This is a genomic window from Herminiimonas sp., from assembly GCF_030655415.1.
Genome location: NZ_JAURVN010000015.1, coordinates 153,801 through 172,094, shown reverse-complemented (window position 1 = coordinate 172,094; position 18,294 = coordinate 153,801). Strand labels below are relative to the sequence as shown.

Annotated in this window: 19 protein-coding genes; 13 read left to right on the top strand and 6 right to left on the bottom strand. The window is 52.2% G+C overall.

Features of this window, described 5'->3' with window-relative positions; genetic code table 11:
- The first annotated feature begins 89 nt into the window (after positions 1–89).
- From Q7T66_RS14580 to Q7T66_RS14605, 6 genes are all read left to right on the top strand, one after another.
- Positions 90–2,102, top strand: a complete 2,013-nt coding sequence (locus Q7T66_RS14580) for a TonB-dependent receptor (RefSeq protein ID WP_304933925.1) — start codon at positions 90–92, stop codon at positions 2,100–2,102.
- 171 nt (positions 2,103–2,273) lie between these two features.
- Positions 2,274–3,728, top strand: a complete 1,455-nt coding sequence (locus Q7T66_RS14585; RefSeq protein ID WP_304933924.1) for a hypothetical protein — start codon at positions 2,274–2,276, stop codon at positions 3,726–3,728.
- Positions 3,729–3,895: 167 nt separating this feature from the next.
- The gene (gene hslV / locus Q7T66_RS14590; protein ID WP_304933923.1) at positions 3,896–4,432 is read left to right on the top strand and encodes an ATP-dependent protease subunit HslV; all 537 of its coding nucleotides are present in this window, start codon (positions 3,896–3,898) and stop codon (positions 4,430–4,432) included.
- A gap of 59 nt (positions 4,433–4,491) precedes the next feature.
- Positions 4,492–5,856 (top strand): ATP-dependent protease ATPase subunit HslU, encoded by a 1,365-nt coding sequence (hslU, locus tag Q7T66_RS14595; RefSeq protein WP_304933922.1) that lies wholly within the window; start codon positions 4,492–4,494, stop codon positions 5,854–5,856.
- A gap of 31 nt (positions 5,857–5,887) precedes the next feature.
- Positions 5,888–6,106 (top strand): hypothetical protein, encoded by a 219-nt coding sequence (locus Q7T66_RS14600; protein ID WP_370691653.1) that lies wholly within the window; start codon positions 5,888–5,890, stop codon positions 6,104–6,106.
- A 138-nt stretch (positions 6,107–6,244) separates the two neighbouring features.
- Positions 6,245–6,577, top strand: coding sequence for a cupin domain-containing protein (locus Q7T66_RS14605; RefSeq protein ID WP_304933921.1), 333 nt, complete (start codon positions 6,245–6,247; stop codon positions 6,575–6,577).
- 66 nt (positions 6,578–6,643) lie between these two features.
- Here Q7T66_RS14605 and Q7T66_RS14610 read toward each other — a convergent pair whose 3' ends face one another.
- The 5 genes from Q7T66_RS14610 to Q7T66_RS14630 form a co-directional block, all read right to left on the bottom strand.
- Positions 6,644–7,639, bottom strand: coding sequence for an NAD(P)H-dependent glycerol-3-phosphate dehydrogenase (locus tag Q7T66_RS14610; protein ID WP_304933920.1), 996 nt, complete (start codon positions 7,637–7,639; stop codon positions 6,644–6,646).
- A gap of 97 nt (positions 7,640–7,736) precedes the next feature.
- Positions 7,737–8,186: an SH3 domain-containing protein gene (locus Q7T66_RS14615; protein WP_304933919.1), complete on the bottom strand. Its 450-nt coding sequence runs from the start codon at positions 8,184–8,186 to the stop codon at positions 7,737–7,739.
- A gap of 83 nt (positions 8,187–8,269) precedes the next feature.
- Positions 8,270–8,764, bottom strand: coding sequence for a protein-export chaperone SecB (gene secB, locus Q7T66_RS14620; protein ID WP_304933918.1), 495 nt, complete (start codon positions 8,762–8,764; stop codon positions 8,270–8,272).
- 126 nt (positions 8,765–8,890) lie between these two features.
- The gene (gene grxC / locus Q7T66_RS14625; protein WP_304933917.1) at positions 8,891–9,154 is read right to left on the bottom strand and encodes a glutaredoxin 3; all 264 of its coding nucleotides are present in this window, start codon (positions 9,152–9,154) and stop codon (positions 8,891–8,893) included.
- Positions 9,155–9,199: 45 nt separating this feature from the next.
- Positions 9,200–9,601: a rhodanese-like domain-containing protein gene (locus Q7T66_RS14630; RefSeq protein ID WP_304933916.1), complete on the bottom strand. Its 402-nt coding sequence runs from the start codon at positions 9,599–9,601 to the stop codon at positions 9,200–9,202.
- A gap of 106 nt (positions 9,602–9,707) precedes the next feature.
- Here Q7T66_RS14630 and gpmA point away from each other — a divergent pair, with 106 nt between their 5' ends.
- From gpmA to Q7T66_RS14650, 4 genes are all read left to right on the top strand, one after another.
- Complete coding sequence (gene gpmA, locus Q7T66_RS14635; RefSeq protein WP_304933915.1) at positions 9,708–10,454, top strand: 2,3-diphosphoglycerate-dependent phosphoglycerate mutase; 747 nt, start codon at positions 9,708–9,710, stop codon at positions 10,452–10,454.
- An 83-nt stretch (positions 10,455–10,537) separates the two neighbouring features.
- Complete coding sequence (locus tag Q7T66_RS14640; RefSeq protein WP_304933994.1) at positions 10,538–11,920, top strand: murein hydrolase activator EnvC; 1,383 nt, start codon at positions 10,538–10,540, stop codon at positions 11,918–11,920.
- Between the two features lie 2 nt (positions 11,921–11,922).
- The gene (locus tag Q7T66_RS14645) at positions 11,923–13,398 is read left to right on the top strand and encodes a S41 family peptidase (RefSeq protein WP_304933914.1); all 1,476 of its coding nucleotides are present in this window, start codon (positions 11,923–11,925) and stop codon (positions 13,396–13,398) included.
- Between the two features lie 127 nt (positions 13,399–13,525).
- On the top strand, positions 13,526–14,278 hold the full coding sequence (locus tag Q7T66_RS14650) for a molybdopterin-synthase adenylyltransferase MoeB (protein ID WP_304933913.1): 753 nt from the start codon (positions 13,526–13,528) through the stop codon (positions 14,276–14,278).
- 90 nt (positions 14,279–14,368) lie between these two features.
- Here the strand turns inward: Q7T66_RS14650 and Q7T66_RS14655 are convergent, their stop codons facing one another.
- Positions 14,369–15,172, bottom strand: coding sequence for a type IV pili methyl-accepting chemotaxis transducer N-terminal domain-containing protein (locus tag Q7T66_RS14655; RefSeq protein WP_304933912.1), 804 nt, complete (start codon positions 15,170–15,172; stop codon positions 14,369–14,371).
- A 303-nt stretch (positions 15,173–15,475) separates the two neighbouring features.
- Here Q7T66_RS14655 and Q7T66_RS14660 point away from each other — a divergent pair, with 303 nt between their 5' ends.
- From Q7T66_RS14660 to Q7T66_RS14670, 3 genes are all read left to right on the top strand, one after another.
- The gene (locus tag Q7T66_RS14660) at positions 15,476–16,075 is read left to right on the top strand and encodes a Spy/CpxP family protein refolding chaperone (RefSeq protein WP_304933911.1); all 600 of its coding nucleotides are present in this window, start codon (positions 15,476–15,478) and stop codon (positions 16,073–16,075) included.
- A gap of 219 nt (positions 16,076–16,294) precedes the next feature.
- Positions 16,295–17,017 (top strand): response regulator, encoded by a 723-nt coding sequence (locus Q7T66_RS14665; protein ID WP_304933910.1) that lies wholly within the window; start codon positions 16,295–16,297, stop codon positions 17,015–17,017.
- Complete coding sequence (locus Q7T66_RS14670) at positions 17,010–18,293, top strand: cell wall metabolism sensor histidine kinase WalK (protein WP_304933909.1); 1,284 nt, start codon at positions 17,010–17,012, stop codon at positions 18,291–18,293. The genes Q7T66_RS14665 and Q7T66_RS14670 overlap by 8 nt, the downstream gene beginning before the upstream one ends.
- Position 18,294 lies beyond the last annotated feature (1 nt).

The following is an 18,294-nucleotide window of genomic DNA, read 5'->3' as shown; positions in this document are numbered from 1 at the left end:
TGTAGCACCTGCCTGATCGCATCGCGATTCAGTGCGGCTGCTTTTAATCGATTCATATCGATTTCTATTCGATTTTTCAAGGAAGTATCATGATCGCCCAACGCACCCTGTTGGCCAGCGCCGTTCTGTCTGCGCTCGCTACATTGTCACACTCTGCTTTTGCGCAAACGCAAGAACAAACCCTGCCTGCTGTCGTCGTCACCTCTACTCCATTCAACAGCGATGAAGGCGCGCAAGTGCTAACTCAAGCCAAAGTTCTATACGGTGATGAGCTGCGCGAAAAACTTGGTAACTCACTCGGCGACACCTTGTCACAAGAACTCGGCGTCTCTGCCTCCGCATTTGGCGCAGGCGCGTCGCGCCCTATTATTCGCGGCATGGAAGGCCCACGCGTCAAAATTCTGCAAAATGGCATGTCGATCCTGGATGCATCCAGTCTTTCTAACGATCATGCGGTCGGCGGCGAAGCATCAACCGCGCGCCAGATTGAAATCCTGCGCGGCCCTGCCGCATTGCTATACGGCTCAGGTGCGATTGGCGGCGTGGTCAACATCATCAATGACCGCATTCCAACCGTCTTGAATGCCAAACCAACCGGCGACGCCGAAGTCCGTTACGGCACAGTAGATCGCACTAAGAATATGTCCTTGTCGGTTGATGGCGCAGCCGGTGATATCGGCTTGCACGTCGATGGCAATCTGCGGGATGCCGACGATTATAAAATTCCTGGCGATGTCAGCCTCAGCGATCCGAGCTTGGGCTCAGGCCGTTTGCCGAACTCGTTTGCACGTACCAATAGTCTTGGATTCGGTGCTTCCTACATCCAAAGCTGGGGTCACATCGGTGCTTCGGTCGGCGTTAATGACGATCGCTACGGCATTCCAACTGAAGAAAGATCCTTCATCACGCTGAAGCAAACTCGCTTCGACATCGATGGCTTGATCAAGGAGCCATTCGGCAACTTTGAATCCCTGCGCTTCAAACTGGGTCATACAGATTACAAGCACACAGAAAATCTGGAAGACGGCACACCGGCTACCGATTTCAAAAACAATGCGCTGGAAAGCCGCATCGAATTGACGCATAAACCGATGGCCGGTTGGCGCGGCACCTTCGGTCTGCAAACTGAAAACTCAGAGTTCTCGGCACTCGCCGCAGATGGCAGCGGACCGGAAACAGTACCTCTGACCAAAACCAATTCCATCGCGGGTTTCTTGGTGGAAGAACGTGACTTCGGCCCGTTCCGCGCCAGCGCGGGCGCACGGATAGAATCCGTCAAACGCAAGCCGGATGCGGTATCGGGATTGACGCAACGCGACTTTAATCTCGGCTCGTATTCGCTGGGAGGTTTGTGGACCTTCACGCCGGGTTATGGCTTGGGCGCTACTGCGTCTGTCGCGCAACGTGCACCTGCAATCGAAGAGTTGTATTCCAACGGTCCGCATGAGTCGACCGCGACCTACGATATCGGTGACAACAACCTGAACAAGGAAACTTCACGCAATTTTGAAATCAGCCTGCAAAAGACTGAAGGCTTGATCCGCTGGAAAGCCAACCTGTTCCAGAATCGCGTAAAAAATTATATCTACGGCCGCACTGATGGCACCACAGTTGATGAAGCTGGCGTGGTAGATCCAACAGGCGAATTCACCGAGCGTTTCTGGTCGCAAAACAGCGCGACGATACGCGGTGCCGAAGCAGAGATCAGTTACAACCTGCGCGGCGAAGGTTGGTCACTGCGTGGTTTTGCCGACACATCGCGCGGCAAACTGACTGGCCTAGACAACCTGCCTTTGCAACCAGCGACGCGTTTTGGCGGCGAAGTTGGATACCGTCAAGGCGGCTGGCGCTCGGGCGTCAAGGTATTGCATGCGCAAGAGCAGGACAAACTGGCCAGCTTTGAAAACTTTGTCACACCGTCCTACACACAGGTCGACGCCAATTTGTCGTACACACAACGCATCAATTCCAACGACGTAACCTGGTTCGCCATCGTCAAAAATCTGTTGAACGACGACATACGCCTGGCAACGTCGGTGTTACGCGAAGAAGCTCCACTACCGGGTAGAAACCTGATCGTTGGCGTTCGTACAAGTTTTTAAAGATAGTTCTTCGTTTTTTGGCTACACTAGTGACCTGCAGGAGCACTGCGGGTCGCTTTGTGCTGTCGGCCTGTGTTACCTTTAGGCGAGAATTTTGTCTGGTCTTTTTCGGGCGTAGATCCGATCAGGGCATTTATAAACTTGGCGCACTGTTAAATATTTGGCAAGTGCATGCCGTTGTTCACCAGGATAGACGTGGGGATTTTTTCGCTATTTGGAAAGAAGGACGGCCAATCGGCGCGCAAGCCGACTGAGCAAGAGATTTCGCAAAAAAAACGCGACGATAATGCCGCTCGCGCCGCAAAAACCGAAAACGAACAAACGCAACAAGTGCAGCGTAAAGCAGCCCACGCGACCGCCATGAAGATCGATGCCATTGAATCTGAAATGTCATCCGAGTTCGTCAAACCGCTGCCCTTCAGCGGCAATACGATGCCTGGCCCATCCAGCCAATTCATGAATACCGAGCAGCGCCTGCCTGAAGTGCGCGCTCAAGCAAAAGCAAAAAACACGGATGCCGCAGCGCTCGATCAGCCGTCCATGCTGCCTGACATCATGGGCGCCAGCACCGCCTTCCTGCTAGGTGCAGAAACAGTCATCGGGCCGGTCGCGATCTCGGCTTCGGAAGCCGCACCTGTCATTGAAGAAGCAGCGATTCTGTTTGCCAATGGTCAGACCGATCTGGTCGAACCTATTCTATTGAATGCAATAGCCGAAGATGCGCTAGGCAACACACCATTAACTGTGTGGGGCATGTTGTTCGATCTGTATCAAATTACCGGTCAGCGCATGTCGTTTGAAAACCTGTCCATCGAATACGCCAACAAATTCGAGATGTCGCCACCGGCATGGATAGACAGCAATAACGTCGAGCCAAAAGCGCAAGAAGCCGCACCACGTCCCGGCACCACGCCTAGCGTGGCATTTTCCGGCAAGCTCGATGCGACCAGCATCAAGCAACTGGAACGCATCAAAAACATGGCTGAGATGAGCAATATCATCAAGCTTGAGTTCGCGCGCGTTACCGAAGTCGATCCTGTCGGTTGCGGCCTGTTATTCAGCGTATTGCAAAAACTGCAAAAATCCGGCCACAACCTGATACTGGTTGGCGCGCCCGAACTGGCAGAAAAAATTCGTGCGATCCTGATGGTTGGTCGCCGTGATGAAACCGAAGCACCGTGGCTTTTGCTGCTGGAGCTGTTGCGCTTGTTGAATCGCGAATCCGATTTTGAAGAAACCAGTATCGATTACTGCGTCACCTTCGAAGTATCGCCGCCCTCCTTCGTATCGCCGCAAAACAAGGTCGTCACCGCTGCGGAAGAAAGCGTCAATTCTGATGAAGCGGCAGGCGACCATTTCGCCATGCCGGTAGTGATCGATGCCCGCACCGATACTCTCGTCCAAAGCATCACTGCGTATGCCCACACGCACAATCCCTTGATCCTCGATTGCACACGCCTGACGCGTATGGATTTCAATGCGGCGGGACGCTTGTTTGGCGGTTTGACACCGCTCATCAGCGCTGGCAAAAGTATCGAATTGCATAATGCGAATCATTTTATTGTCGCGCTTTGTCACGTCATGGGTGTTGCCGAACTTGTACGTATCGTCCCGCGCAAAAACTAACTCTGCAATCAAGGACGAAATTTCGACTTGCAATCGAATCGTCCGCCCCCATTTTTTCTAGAATGCCTCTTGATGCCTCACACATCAAGCGCGCAAGTTTTATCCAACGTCATCCGTTTTGCAGCAGCATTTTGCATTGAGTCAGCCACTTCATTTCAGAGGCAAGCATGGAACAATTTCACGGCACCACCATACTCTCGGTGCGACGCGGCAACATCGTCGCACTAGGCGGCGATGGCCAGGTCACATTAGGCAATATCGTCATGAAGGGCACTGCGCGCAAAGTGCGCAAGGTTTATAACGGCAAGGTATTGGTCGGCTTCGCCGGCGGCACCGCAGATGCATTCACCTTGCTGGAACGTTTTGAATCCAAGCTGGAAAAACATCAAGGCCATTTGATGCGCGCATCAGTCGAACTAGCCAAAGACTGGCGCACCGATCGCATGTTGCGCCGCCTTGAAGCCATGCTGCTGGTCGCAGATCACGAAACCACATTAGTCATCACTGGCAATGGCGATGTGCTGGAACCTACAGACGGCATAGGCGCGATCGGTTCTGGTGGTACTTTTGCTCAATCGGCGGCCAAGGCCCTGCAAGAAAACACAGATATGTCGCCGCTCGATATCGTCAAGAAATCACTGACGATTGCGGGCGAACTGTGCATCTATACCAATCTCTCGCACACGATAGAAACGCTGGACTAAGCTCCCGATTAATTGCGAGATCAATACAGGAAAGCGCCTGCATTTAGGCGAAAGACATCATGAACATGACACCCAAAGAAATCGTTTCCGAACTGGATAAACACGTGGTTGGCCAAGCCAATGCCAAACGCGCCGTCGCGATTGCATTGCGTAATCGCTGGCGCCGTCAGCAAGTGCAAGAGCCGCTGCGTCACGAAATTACGCCAAAAAATATTCTGATGATAGGACCGACCGGCGTCGGTAAAACTGAAATCGCTCGTCGTCTCGCCAAATTGGCAGACGCGCCGTTCATCAAGATTGAAGCGACCAAATTTACCGAAGTCGGCTACGTTGGTCGCGACGTCGAAACCATCATTCGCGACTTGATCGACATCGGCATCAAGCAGACGCGCGAACTGGAAACACGCAAAGTCCGCGCTCGCGCAGAAGATGCCGCCGAAGATCGCATCATCGATATTCTTGTACCGCCAGCACGTGATTTTGGCTTCACCTCATCGACCAATGCCAATGCCGCCGCAGGATCAACGGGTGCGAGCAGCACGCCAGACAACACCACGCGTCAAACATTCCGCAAGCGTTTGCGTGAAGGTTCACTGGACGATACTGAGATCGAAATTGAACTGTCCGAAGCAGGGCCGTCCATGGAAATCATGGCGCCGCCCGGCATGGAAGAAATGACAGAGCAAATCAAATCGATGTTTTCCGGCGTAGGCGGCAATCGCAAGAAAGCACGCAAGATCAAAATCAAGGAAGCACTCAAACTCTTGGTCGAAGAAGAAGCCGGCAAGCTGGTTAACGAAGATGAGCTGAAGCAAAAAGCGATCAACAATGTTGAACAAAACGGCATTGTCTTTCTGGACGAAATCGACAAGATTGCAACACGTTCGGAAACCGGCGGCGGCGAAGTATCCCGCGCCGGTGTACAGCGCGATTTGCTGCCATTGGTCGAAGGTACCACCGTCAACACCAAGTATGGCATTATCAAAACCGATCACATTCTGTTTATTGCATCGGGCGCATTTCATCTGGCCAAACCATCGGATCTGATCCCGGAATTGCAAGGTCGTTTCCCGATTCGCGTCGAACTGGAATCCTTGTCTATCGCCGATTTCGAACGTATTCTGACTGGCACCGATGCCTGCTTGACCAAGCAATATGAAGCCTTGCTCGCAACCGAAGGAATCAAAATCGAGTTTGCACAAGATGGCATACAACGAATGGCGGAAATTGCGTATTCGGTCAATGAAAAAACCGAAAACATAGGTGCGCGTCGTCTATATACAGTGATGGAAAAACTGCTGGAAGAAATTTCGTTTTCCGCCAGCGACAGCCCGGATCAAACCATGACTATCAGTGCGGCGTATGTTGATGAAAGACTGGGGGCATTGTCTGTCGACGAAGATCTGTCGCGCTATGTGCTGTAATTAATCATGGAGAAAAGACGCGCATCGCAGCATGCGCGTCATTCACATCATGGCCAATAAAGCACTCGCCAAACGTCAAAAACTCACGATACGCATAGAGCCTTCACAACAGGCACTGAAACCGCGCAACCACGTTGCGTTGGCGGCAAAAACGCGCATCGGTGGCTCACATCAAAAGTCCGTCTCGGCACAGAGACAAATCCAAAAATTGCAGTTGCAGAAAAAACTCACCAAGCCGGACGAAGAGTAAGTCGCGCTGCTACTTGCTTCCAGAGCTCATTTAGCGAGAGATTGATTCAGCCCGGTTTGTTTGTTATAACAAAGGGGGAAATCGCCAAGGCGAAGCACATTTGCCTGATCGCACTCGAACCACATTGAGGAGAAGATAATGGCTCTACCGCATGCAACATCCGGCCAGTTGATCGACATACGTCCACTAGGCTCGCGGATTACAACATCCGTTTCGAATGCCCTTTTTAAAACGCCACAACTGGAATTGATGCGCCTCGTGCTACCGCGCGGCAAAGGCATGCCTGAGCACTCTGTGCCCGGCGCAGTCACCATTCAGTGCCTGGAAGGCGCGATTGAATTGCACGCGCATCAGCAGACGCAAACAGTGAAAGCCGGCGAACTGGTTTATCTGGCAGGTGGTGAACCGCATGCATTGCATGCGTTGGAAGATTCGTCGGTTTTGTTGACGCTATTGCTGCAACCACATTGATGTGGCGGTAGTGCGGCGTTTATGCGGCTGGATTGATAACCAGGTTTGGGGCAGGAAGAGCTTGGCTTAAGCTGCTTCATCCCGCGCATCGCGTGCAAGTATGCGTCCGACCATTTCCAGCGGTGAATCACCATCGAAAAGAACTGCCGCGACTGCATTGGTAATCGGCATGTCTATGCCGTGCTTAATCGCCAATTCGCGCACGGCTTGCGCACAACGTACGCCTTCGGCAACGTGACCCAACTCGGTCACGATCTGCTCCAGTTTTTTCCCTTGCGCCAAACCCAAGCCAACCTTACGGTTACGCGATAAATCGCCAGTACAAGTCAAAATCAAATCACCCATGCCGGCCAAACCCATGAAGGTTTCGGCACGTCCGCCCAAAGCCACACCAAAGCGCGTGATCTCTACCAGGCCGCGCGTAATTAACGCTGCGCGCGCATTCAAGCCGAGCTTAAGTCCATCAATAACGCCGGTGGCAATTGCCAGAATATTTTTGACCGCGCCACCAACTTCCACGCCGATCAAATCATCGGTTGTGTAAACGCGGATGCTAGGCCCGTGCACCGCAGCGACAACCAGCTCCCGCAAGGCGGCGCTATCGGATGCAATCGCCAAGGCGCATGGCAAGCCTTGCGCGACTTCTTGTGCAAACGAAGGGCCAGACAATGCGCCCGCAGGAATATCCTTGCCCAGCACTTCACGCACGATCTGATGCGGCAGTAAATGCGTGTCGGCTTCAAAGCCTTTGCATAGCCAAACAATATTCGGGATCGCATGTGACTTCAGCTGTTCAGCCAAAGGACGCAGACCAGACAAAGAACTGGCAACGATGAGCAAACCATCTGTACCTGCATGCGCGATGGCGGACGAAAAATCAGCGCTTACAGACAAGGTGTCGGGTAAACGAAAACCCGGCAGATACGCAGAATTTTCTCGACTCTGTTGTGCCTGCTGCATCACTGCGGAATCGCGGCCCCACAATACAACCGCATGCCGTTCAGCCAGCGACATCGCCAAAGCCGTACCCCATGCGCCCGCGCCTAGTATTGTGATGTTCATGCAGTGAGTTTGCTTAAGAAGATTAAATATCGAAGACTGCAAATGATGGCAAAGCTTTGATCAAACGCTGATCCTCCGCGCAATCATGGGAAACGAATTACTCGCCCCACACTTCATTGGTTCTTGCAAAACCGATGGGTCCGTCTTTGTGTTTCAGTTTGACCCACCCGGATGCTGGGGGCGTAACTAATTCCAGTAATACGTTCTTATCAACGGTAGCAACAACAGCGGAATTTTCTTCAGCCGTGGCATGCAGTTTGAGATTCGCGGACGTGACAATCACATTGCGTTTTGACGTCAGTGCTGACGCATCAACCCAAGATAAATCGCCGGCGACATCACGCACTTTGCTCCAGCCGTTTTGCGTCAAAATAATTTCGACCGGCATGCCGCGCGGCGCGATGAATATTTTGCGGCCACGCTCAGACGGCGCGTTGTACATGATCGCAGGATTTGCACCCACAGCTTTGAAATCGGCGGCATGCGTCACACCGGTTGCCAGCGTTGACATCAGCAGTGCGGCATAAGCGGGGAAAGACCATTTCATGCGCTTACCTTCAAGTCATTATTCGGAAAGTGCAGCGCACCCGATTGATCCACGATCGAACGGGTGCGCACTGTACGCTTGAATTAATGCTTTGCGACGGAACCGTCAGCCATCACGATGCCTGAGCTGCTATCAGCTTGTTGCTGCGCCAAAGCTGCCAGACGTTGTTGGTAGAACACTTCGAAATTGATTTCGGTCAGGTGCACAGGAGGGAAGCCGGCGCGGGTAATCGCATCAGCAATATTCGCGCGCAAATACGGATAAATCGTGCTTGGGCAACCGATGCCGATCAATGGATCGAGTTGTTCATCAGGGATGTTGCGCGCTTCGAAAATACCGGCTTGCTTGCCTTCGACCAAAAATGCGATCTTGTCTTTGATTTTTGCAGTGACAGTAATCGTGACAGTCGATTCAAAAATGCCATCAGCGATTTGTTCTGCGCCGACATCAACCGCTACTTCGATTTCTGGCGATTCTTGTTCGAGGAAAATTGCTGGCGAATTAGGTTGTTCCAGCGACAGATCTTTCAGGTAAACACGTTGGATCTGGAATACAGGTTGCAGATTTTCGTCAGCCATGAAGCACTTTCAGTCAGATTAAAAATGGAGGGCGATCAGCCCTCCTAACAGTTACCGCTTATTTCATTTACTTGATTTCATTTGGTACAGGTTACCGCATCGTCAACTCTAAGTGAGCCAAACTCGTCAGGCAGCTTGCAACAAAGCATCCAGCTTGCCCGCACGTTCCAGCGCGTTCAAGTCGTCGAAGCCACCGACATGCGTATCGCCAACATAAATCTGCGGCACGGTACGACGACCGGTTTTCTCCATCATTGCAATACGTTGCGCAGGATCGAGATCGACGCGAATCTTTTCAATATTGTCTATGCCTTTGGCAGCCAACAAACGTTCTGCCATCGTGCAATAAGGGCAAACGCCAGTGCTATACATCGTCACATGCGCAGTCATAATTTTTCCTTCTTTAACTTTGAATTACTTGATGCTTACCGAGTCTTACTTGGTAACAGGCAAACCTTGCGATTGCCATGCATCCAAGCCACCTAGTAAACTAGCGGCTTCGGTGTAGCCCGCTTTCTTCAGTTGTGCGGTCGCTTGTGCCGATTTCAATCCCTTGGCGCAGACAACAACCACTGGACGCGCCTTGAATTTTTCCAATTCATCGATGCGTGTTTTCAATTCTTTTAATGGAATGTTTTTCGCGTCACGGATATGTCCGGCAGCAAATTCATCTGCAGTTCTGACGTCGAGAATCAGGGTTTTTCCCTGATTAATGATCTGGGTTGCCTGTAATGGCGTAAGTTTTGCACCCATGCGTTGCAGTGTATGTGCGACCAATGCGCCGCCGGATACCAAGACGAGGACAATCAGAATAATGTTATCAATGATGAATTTCACGTTGTTCCAATGAGTAGAAAGAATGTTCGCATTATAAAATAGAAGACCGAATACAATTCGGATTCGGCATTTTGCATCAAAAAACCATTACTTACCTATTAGAACCATGTACAAAATCGTATTGATGCGCCACGGCGAGTCCACATGGAACCTCGATAACCGCTTTACCGGCTGGGCCGATGTCGATTTGACGGAAAAAGGTTGTGCTGAAGCAAAGCACGCCGGTCAACTGCTGCGCGAAGCCGGATTTACCTTCGATCTGGCGTATTCCTCAGTCTTGAAACGCGCGATACGCACGATGTGGATCACGCTCGACGAGATGGATCTGATGTGGATACCGGTCGTCTGCGACTGGCACCTGAACGAACGCCATTACGGCGCGTTACAAGGCATGAACAAAGCGGAAACGGCAAAAGAATACGGCGCTGACCAGGTTCTGCAATGGCGTCGCAGCTACGACATTCCGCCAAAACCACTGGCAGAAGACGATCCGCGCACGATGTACAACGATCCGCGCTATGCCAATCTGAAGCGTGAAGAAATTCCGCTGGGCGAATGTCTGAAAGATACATTGCTGCGCGTAGAACCATATTGGAATGACACCATCGTTCCATCAATCCGTGCCGGCAAACAAATCATCATCTCGGCGCACGGCAACAGCCTGCGCGCGCTGATCAAGATTCTGGACGGCATCAGCGATCAAGACATCGTTTCGCTCAGCATTCCAAATGGCCGCCCTATCGTCTATGAGCTGGATGACAACTTGAAACCGATACGCCACTACTATCTCGGCGATCAGGCATCGCTGGAAGCAGCCGTCAAAGCAGCCGCCAGCCACGGACCAACCCCATAAATTCCGTGCCAATTTCGCTTCTTTCGTCCTTCACTCGCAACACGCGCATACCCGTCGGTGACCAACTTCAAGGCTTTCCGGGTATGCGTTTCATCACGTCGTGCGTCGTATTGGCACTCTGTGCCAGCATAGTTACCAACGCCAGAGCACAAAAAGCCACAGATCGCAGCAAGCAAAAAATCGTGGCCGAGAGTGAGCGCGCAGATTTGCGTCAAAAGCTGACGACACTCAAACGCAGCATAGACAAGACAGAAACCGCCAAGAGTTCTGCAGCCGATGCTTTGGCCAAATCCGAAGAAGCGATATCGGATGCACAACGCAATTTGCGCGACCTGGCTGAAGAACAGCAAAAAACCCAAGCCAAGCTGAAGGATTTATCCAGTCAGCAAGCCGCGCTGCAAAAAATCGTCGACGCCCAGCAGAGCCAGCTCGCCAAACTGCTGCGCGAACAATACATCGCCGGCAATGAAGATCGCATCAAGCTGCTGCTGTCTGGCGACAATCCGAACCGCATCAACCGCGAACTGCAATACATGGGCTACGTCTCGCGCGCGCAAGCAACGTTGATCGAATCATTGCGCACCAATCTGCAAGCGATTGCAGACAACCAGGCCAGCGTGCAAAACGCCAAGGAAGAACTAGACGAAATTGCTGGCGAAGCGCGCGAACAGCACGCGATTCTGCAAAAAGAAAAAGCCCAACGCGCGACTTTACTCTCACAGTTGTCCAACAAACTCACGGCACAACGCAAGGAAGTCGGCAACATCGAACGCGATGAAAAACGCTTGGCCAGTCTGGTCGACAAACTCGCCGTGTTAATTCAAGAACAACGTAAAGCCGAAGCTGCCGCAGCAGAAAAGCGCAAGCAGGAACGCGCCGCACGCGAACGCGAAGAACGCGAAAGACGTTTAGCGCTGGCAAAAAAACGTAGTGAACAAAACGACAAAACATCCAGTGGCAAAATTACCAATCCGAATGCGATTGAAGACGACGAGCCGCCAGTACGCGAAAAACCATCACAAGCCTTGGCCCGCAATGACCTGACGCCCGACGCCAGCGTCCAAGATGGAGCCTTCGCAGCACTGCGCGGCAAATTACGCCTGCCTATACGCGGCGACGTCACTGCCAAATTTGGCAATAAGCGCGGCGAAGGCCCGACCTGGAAAGGTTTGTTTATTCGCGCCGATGAAGGCACCGAAGTCAAAGCGGTCGCGCCCGGCCGCGTGGTATTTGCCGAATGGCTGCGCGGTTTTGGCAATTTGATCATTGTTGATCATGGCAGCCAGTACATGACGATTTACGGCAATAATCAGTCGGTGTTGAAACATGCTGGCGATGCGGTTAAAACCGGCGAAGTGATTGCCAGCACAGGTAATAGCGGCGGCAATGAACAATCAGGTTTATACTTTGAAATGCGACACCAAGGTCGTGCGTTTGACCCACTCAGTTGGGTAACTATTAGGTGAACATGGGAACGAAACTCAAGAATATCGGATTGATCGGTTTAGGCATGGTTGCCGGCGCGATCGGTATGGGCACGCAGCTGGATGCCATGGCACAGAAAAGTGCCGGTAATCCTTTGCCTATCGAGGAATTGCGCCAACTAGCCGATGTATTCGGACTCATCAAATCGGATTACGTCGAACCGGTCGATGATAAAAAATTGTTGACCGAAGCAATCTCCGGCATGGTCTCGTCACTGGACCCACATTCAGCCTATCTTGATAAAAAAGCATTCAAGGAATTGCGTGAAGGTACGCAAGGCAAGTTTGTCGGACTCGGTATCGAAGTCGGCATGGAAGATGGTTACGTCAAAGTCATTTCGCCTATCGAAGATTCGCCTGCATATCGTGCGGGCATCAAGGCTGGCGATTTGATCACGCGCCTGGATTCGACTCCGGTCAAAGGTTTGACGCTGGACGAAGCAGTCAAAAAAATGCGCGGTGAACCGAATACCAAAATCACGCTGACGATTGCCCGCAAAGACGAAGACAAACCAATCATCACCACCATTACACGTCAGGAAATTCGCGTACAAAGCGTGAAATCCAAAATCGTTGAACCTGGTTATGCATGGCTGCGCGTTGCGCAATTCCAGGAACCGACAGTCGATGACATGGCGAAAAAAATCGCTGCGCTCTACGCACAAGATCCTAACTTGAAAGGTCTGGTACTCGACTTGCGTAACGATCCGGGCGGCGTATTGCCGGGCGCGATCGGCGTCTCTGCAGCCTTCTTGCCGAAAGACGTAGTCGTTACTTCGACCAATGGTCAGTTGCCTGATTCGAAAGCCAGCTTCTACGCACGTCGCGAATTCTATGCAACGCGCGCAGTCGGTGATCCACTCGCAAAATTACCTGATGCGATCAAGAAAATCCCTATGGTGGTCTTGGTCAACTCCGGTTCAGCTTCTGCCTCTGAAATCGTGGCCGGCGCATTGCAGGATTACAAGCGCGCCACCATCATGGGTACGCAAACTTTCGGCAAAGGCTCGGTACAAACCATACGTCAGCTTTCCGCTGATACCGCGGTCAAATTGACGACCGCGCGTTACTACACACCTAGTGGCCGCTCGATTCAAGCCAAAGGCATCGTGCCGGATCTGATGGTGGATGAAACCGCAGAAGGCGATGGCTTGAACGGCTTGCGTCTGCGTGAAGCCGATCTGCAAAAGCATTTGATCAACGACAAGGACAAAGAAGCTGAAGCCCGTCCTGCAGTTGATGAACTGGAAGAAGAACAACGCATCGCTGCGTTGGAGAAAAAACGCAAACCACTGGAATTCGGCAGCAAAGACGACTTCCAGTTGGCACAAGCTTTGAATCATTTGAAAGGCTTGCCTGTCATTCTTTCGAAAGCAAAAGTCGAAGTGAAGAAAGAACCTGGCATCAACCAACCAAAAACAGATTCAAAAACTGAACCGAAAACCGACGACAAGAAATAGTCGCCAGCATTCGCAAAAAAGGCCGCAGCGATGCGGCTTTTTTTGATTGCAGCACAGTGTTTTCTTCCAACAGTTCTGCAAATAATTTACGCAGCATGCATCACTCATCAAGCAACTCGGACACCTTATGAACGACCAACAATTACTGCGTTACTCACGCCACATCCTGCTCGATGAAATTGATATCGAAGGCCAGGAGAAATTGTTGGCGGCGCATGCGTTGATCATAGGTGCAGGTGGCTTGGGTTCGCCTGCAGCGTTCTATCTAGCCTCCGCCGGCATCGGCACCATCACGCTGGTCGATGACGACACAGTCGATCTGACCAATCTGCAACGGCAGATTTTGCATACGACAGAACGGGTTGGTCAGGCCAAGGTTTTATCGGGACAGCACACGCTGACTGAAATTAATCCAACGATAGAAATCGTCGCGCTGAAAGAACGTGTTTCAGGCGAACGTCTGAATGAACTCGTACGCAATGCATCAGTAGTATTGGATTGCAGCGACAACTTCGCCACCCGGCATGCCATCAATCGCGCTTGCGTTGCGAATCGCGTGCCGCTGGTTTCCGGCGCGGCGATCAAGTTCGATGGTCAAATCAGTGTGTTCGATAAACGCGATGAAAACGCGCCGTGCTATTCCTGCCTGTTCCCGGAAGATCAGCAGTTTGAAGAAGTGAATTGCGGCACGATGGGCGTATTCGCACCACTGGTGGGCATCATAGGCAGCATGCAAGCGGCGGAAGCATTGAAGGTGATTGCAGGCATCGGAGAGCCGTTAAAAGGCCGCCTGTTATTGCTGGATGCGCGGACGATGGAATGGAACAGCATCAAGTTTGCACGCAATGCCAATTGCAGCGTTTGCGGGCATGCTCATTAAATTCAGATTCAGAAATTAGTCAGCTAGAAGTGCATCAGTAAAACTTTTTGAGTTGCGGTCTCGCCGCAACTCAAACTACAACATACGCGCTTAACTCAACTGCTCGTACATCCCGGTAATCCTGTCCATCGTTTCCAGAATGCGTTCGCTGGTGGTAGCCACATTGGTCGCAAAGCGCACCTTGGTTTCCATACTATCCGCACTACTCTTCAACGCTTGATCGAAGAAAAACCATTGCTGTTGTGCCAGTGTCATTTCTGCGTTGATCGCTGGCGTATTCTTCGGCGACGTCGATAGCTCCGTCATCCCCAGCAAAAATTCGTCGCGCGCCTTGGCCAGATTGATCAGCCCATCCGACGATGCCACACCCCAATTGATCGCTTGATAAAACTTCGCCATACGTTGCGACAACATACGCTGACGTCCCGAAATATTAACCAGCCGCGCTGCTGCCGAACCTGAAGTTTTTTCCAACTGGACCGTGGACGCATGTGCCAGTGCCAGGACTTGTTCATTGACCACCATGATGGTTTTCGCATCCTGACGATTCGGCGCATTGCCCACCAACACGGTCTTGTAGCCAGCCCAGGTTTTTCTCAAGTCAGCCAAGGTTGCCTTGTTTTCCGGCGTGGGAGCGAACGCTTCCAGCTCATACAGTTGACGCTCAAACAAAGCGATGGAGGCGCTGAATATTTTTTTCGAACGTGGCAAATCGATGGATTGGCCGATCTGCAAATAACTTTTTGCCATACGCTGCGACAGCATCCGTTGACGGCCGGATTTATTGATGGCGTCATTGATGTGCGTGATAGGCCCATCCGCATACGCGGCCGGAAAAACCAGCAAACTTGTGCTGGCAGCCAAACTGGCTTGAAGAAAGTGACGCCTGTTCATTTTTATTCCTTATTATTTTGGGCTACCGTCGAATTGAGACAGGATCGGTATAGATTCCTGACTGCAAAAGATGTGCCAGCCGCGCCCTGCAGCACTAGGCAAACGCCAGTCATGCGGCTCTCGCATCATCGCCAAATTGGTGCGTGATCAAGCTGAGTCAGCATGCCATTGCACCAACAAAGACGATGACATCCCTTTACATAACTTTACCGCTCGCTAGCGTGGCCGCAACAGAGCCGCACTACAGTAACTCCATGCCCGCAAAACACAGCGAGCACCACTTGAACCACAAAGGAGTTTCGAATGAACAAGCAAATCGCAGGTAAAGCATCTTTCGTTAAAAGTACGCCACACGGTCGTCGCCTGATGATGATCACTGCTGGCGCCGCGCTGGTCAGCGCTCTTTCCATCGTCGGAGTCAGCTACGCACAAGAAGGCCCTGCTGCGCAAAAGCCAACAGCAGAACGCCATTTCGGCCCGCACGGAAAAATGGATCCGGCAAAAGCAGAAAAACGCTTTCAGCACATGTTGAAACGTTTGGTGCCAGATGCAACCGCGGAACAAAAAACCAAATTGAGCGCGATCGCAAAAGCAGCCTTCACTGACCTGCGCCCTATCCAGGAAAAAAGCCGCGAAGCACGTGCACAAGGCGTGAAATTGCTGGCGCAGCCAACGATCGATCGCAATGCGCTTGAACAAGTCCGTCAAACGCAACAGCAATTGGACGATCAGCGTTCACGTCGCATGTCACAGGCATTTGCCGATGCCGCCGAAGTGCTGACACCTGCGCAACGCGTCAAAGCAGCGGAAGAAATTGGCAAACGCGGCCATCGTTTTGGTCCTGATGGTAAAGGCCCACGCCCTGATCATCGCGGCGGTCCTGCACCAGCAGCAAAACCATAAGCCTAGGGCTTGTAGGAACAGCGCCAGCATCACCGGAAATCGGTCATGCTGGCGCGGGCGTTTTAGAACGCCGGTACAAAATTTTGCAGCGAATTTGTAATAACGTTTTCAAAGTAACGCATCAGATTTTTCATTCCGCAATCGCATCGAACACATTTACAAGCGGAAGCAAACAGTACGATTCTCGTTTTGATTACGAAATGGAATTACACTAACAAAATGACACAACGCCTACTGATGATAGAAGACGACCAACGCCTCGCCAGCATGGTCGCCACATACCTGAACCAAAACGGGTTCGAAGTGCAACACAGTGCTACGGCAAAAGATGGTTTGCATCAATTACAGCAAGCCGATGCCACGCAGCCGTTTGCCATTGTTCTGCTCGACCTGATGCTGCCAGATGCAGACGGCTTGGACGTCTGCCGTCAGATACGCGCACAACCGCAGCCGACAGGCGCACTGCCGATTGTCATGCTGACGGCCAAGGGCGATCCTATGGACCGCGTAGTCGGGCTTGAACTAGGTGCCGACGATTACATACCCAAACCATTTGAACCGCGCGAATTACTGGCGCGATTGCGCGCCGTTTTGCGCAGGCAGCAAGGCATCGCCACAACGGGTGGCGAACGTGTGCTGCGTTTCGGCCGTTTGGAAATCGATCTCGATGCGCGTGTGATTCGTCTCGACGATCAAGACAAACCTGTGACGGCTTATCAATTCAATTTATTGGCAGCGATGGCGGATAGAGCCGGACGTGTTTTATCGCGCGAGCAATTGATGGACGCCGTCAAAGGCGAACCGCTGGAAGCATTCGATCGATCAATCGACGTACACATAGGCCGCTTGCGCGCAGCGATTGAAGACGACCCTAAACAGCCTAAGCGCATCATCACCGTACGCGGCGCGGGCTACGTATTCGCGAAAGCACAAGATGTCTGAAGCAGCGACACGATCACGTTTCCGCTGGTCGCACCGCTTGTATGTGCGCATCTATCTGGCGATGCTGATCAGCCTCACTGTGGCTGGTTTGTTGTTCGCTGCCGCGTGGCGCATGAATGCAGATTCGCGACAGATCGGCCCGAGTCTGGAATCGTTCGCCGCGATTGCATCCGACATTTTGCCGCCGCCAGAAGCCAGCAACGAAGAGCAGCAGCAAGCGCTCGAACGCTGGCAATCACGGATGCGCGCAGACTTGACGCTGTACTCAGCCAAGCGGGAAAAAATCGCTTCCGCTGGTCGTGAATTGCCGCCACTCGATGAAGCACAAACCACTAGCGGCTGGATGGGCGGTGGTCCGCCAGTGTTTGCGGTCAAATTACCGGATGATCGATGGCTGGTCGGTCAGCATCCGGGGCGACGCAAACCACCCTTCAGTTTTTTTACCACGCTGGTCTTGATAGGTCTGGCGATGGGTATAGGTTCTTATCCGATTGTGCGTCGTTTGACGCGCCGGCTGGAACGTCTGCAAACCAGTGTTGAGGCCTTAGGTGCGGGTCAGTTATCGACACGCATTGCAGTAGAAGGACAAGATGAGGTCGGACGACTCGCGACCAGTTTCAATCGTTCCGCCGCACGTATAGAAGCATTGGTTGATGCGCAAAAAGCTTTGCTGGCGAATGCATCGCACGAATTGCGCTCACCATTGGCACGCATACGCATGGCCATCGAATTAATGGGCAACGAAGCGCAGCCGGAAATACGCGGCGAACTGAAGCGCAACATCGGCGAACTCGATCAACTGATTGATGAGATTTTGCTCGCCAGCCGACTCGATGCGACTGCAGATACGGCACAAGCGTTTGAGAATATCGATCTCACTGCGCTGGTTGCTGAAGAATGCGCGCGCCTCGATGCGCAACTCGAAGCACAAGCGATTGAACTACCCGGCGATGCGCGGCTGTTGCGTCGCATGGTGCGCAATCTGTTGGAGAACGCAAAGCGCTATGGCAATGGCACAGCAATCGACGTGACGCTTTCAAAGCATGGAAATAATATCTTGCTGCAGGTATGTGATGGCGGCCCTGGCGTTCCGGACAAAGAACGTGAAAAAATCTTTGAACCCTTCTATCGCGTAGCTGGTGCCAGCGAGCGGGAAGGCGGTGTTGGTCTGGGCTTAAGTCTGGTGCGACAAATCGCGCGCAGGCACGGCGGCGATGTCACCTGCGTTGTGCGTAACGAACCTGGCAGTTGTTTCAACGTCAGCTTGCCCGCCTGAT

What these genes read in the sequence shown, in the direction of transcription:
- Q7T66_RS14580 (WP_304933925.1), top strand. Translation starts at nt 90, where the DNA reads ATGATCGCCCAACGCACCCTGTTGGCCAGCGCCGTTCTGTCTGCGCTC.
- Q7T66_RS14585 (WP_304933924.1), top strand. Translation starts at nt 2,274, where the DNA reads ATGCCGTTGTTCACCAGGATAGACGTGGGGATTTTTTCGCTATTTGGA.
- hslV (WP_304933923.1), top strand. Translation starts at nt 3,896, where the DNA reads ATGGAACAATTTCACGGCACCACCATACTCTCGGTGCGACGCGGCAAC.
- hslU (WP_304933922.1), top strand. Translation starts at nt 4,492, where the DNA reads ATGAACATGACACCCAAAGAAATCGTTTCCGAACTGGATAAACACGTG.
- Q7T66_RS14600 (WP_370691653.1), top strand. Translation starts at nt 5,888, where the DNA reads ATGCGCGTCATTCACATCATGGCCAATAAAGCACTCGCCAAACGTCAA.
- Q7T66_RS14605 (WP_304933921.1), top strand. Translation starts at nt 6,245, where the DNA reads ATGGCTCTACCGCATGCAACATCCGGCCAGTTGATCGACATACGTCCA.
- Q7T66_RS14610 (WP_304933920.1), bottom strand. Translation starts at nt 7,639, where the DNA reads ATGAACATCACAATACTAGGCGCGGGCGCATGGGGTACGGCTTTGGCG.
- Q7T66_RS14615 (WP_304933919.1), bottom strand. Translation starts at nt 8,186, where the DNA reads ATGAAATGGTCTTTCCCCGCTTATGCCGCACTGCTGATGTCAACGCTG.
- secB (WP_304933918.1), bottom strand. Translation starts at nt 8,764, where the DNA reads ATGGCTGACGAAAATCTGCAACCTGTATTCCAGATCCAACGTGTTTAC.
- grxC (WP_304933917.1), bottom strand. Translation starts at nt 9,154, where the DNA reads ATGACTGCGCATGTGACGATGTATAGCACTGGCGTTTGCCCTTATTGC.
- gpmA (WP_304933915.1), top strand. Translation starts at nt 9,708, where the DNA reads ATGTACAAAATCGTATTGATGCGCCACGGCGAGTCCACATGGAACCTC.
- Q7T66_RS14640 (WP_304933994.1), top strand. Translation starts at nt 10,538, where the DNA reads ATGCGTTTCATCACGTCGTGCGTCGTATTGGCACTCTGTGCCAGCATA.
- Q7T66_RS14645 (WP_304933914.1), top strand. Translation starts at nt 11,923, where the DNA reads ATGGGAACGAAACTCAAGAATATCGGATTGATCGGTTTAGGCATGGTT.
- Q7T66_RS14650 (WP_304933913.1), top strand. Translation starts at nt 13,526, where the DNA reads ATGAACGACCAACAATTACTGCGTTACTCACGCCACATCCTGCTCGAT.
- Q7T66_RS14655 (WP_304933912.1), bottom strand. Translation starts at nt 15,172, where the DNA reads ATGAACAGGCGTCACTTTCTTCAAGCCAGTTTGGCTGCCAGCACAAGT.
- Q7T66_RS14660 (WP_304933911.1), top strand. Translation starts at nt 15,476, where the DNA reads ATGAACAAGCAAATCGCAGGTAAAGCATCTTTCGTTAAAAGTACGCCA.
- Q7T66_RS14665 (WP_304933910.1), top strand. Translation starts at nt 16,295, where the DNA reads ATGACACAACGCCTACTGATGATAGAAGACGACCAACGCCTCGCCAGC.
- Q7T66_RS14670 (WP_304933909.1), top strand. Translation starts at nt 17,010, where the DNA reads ATGTCTGAAGCAGCGACACGATCACGTTTCCGCTGGTCGCACCGCTTG.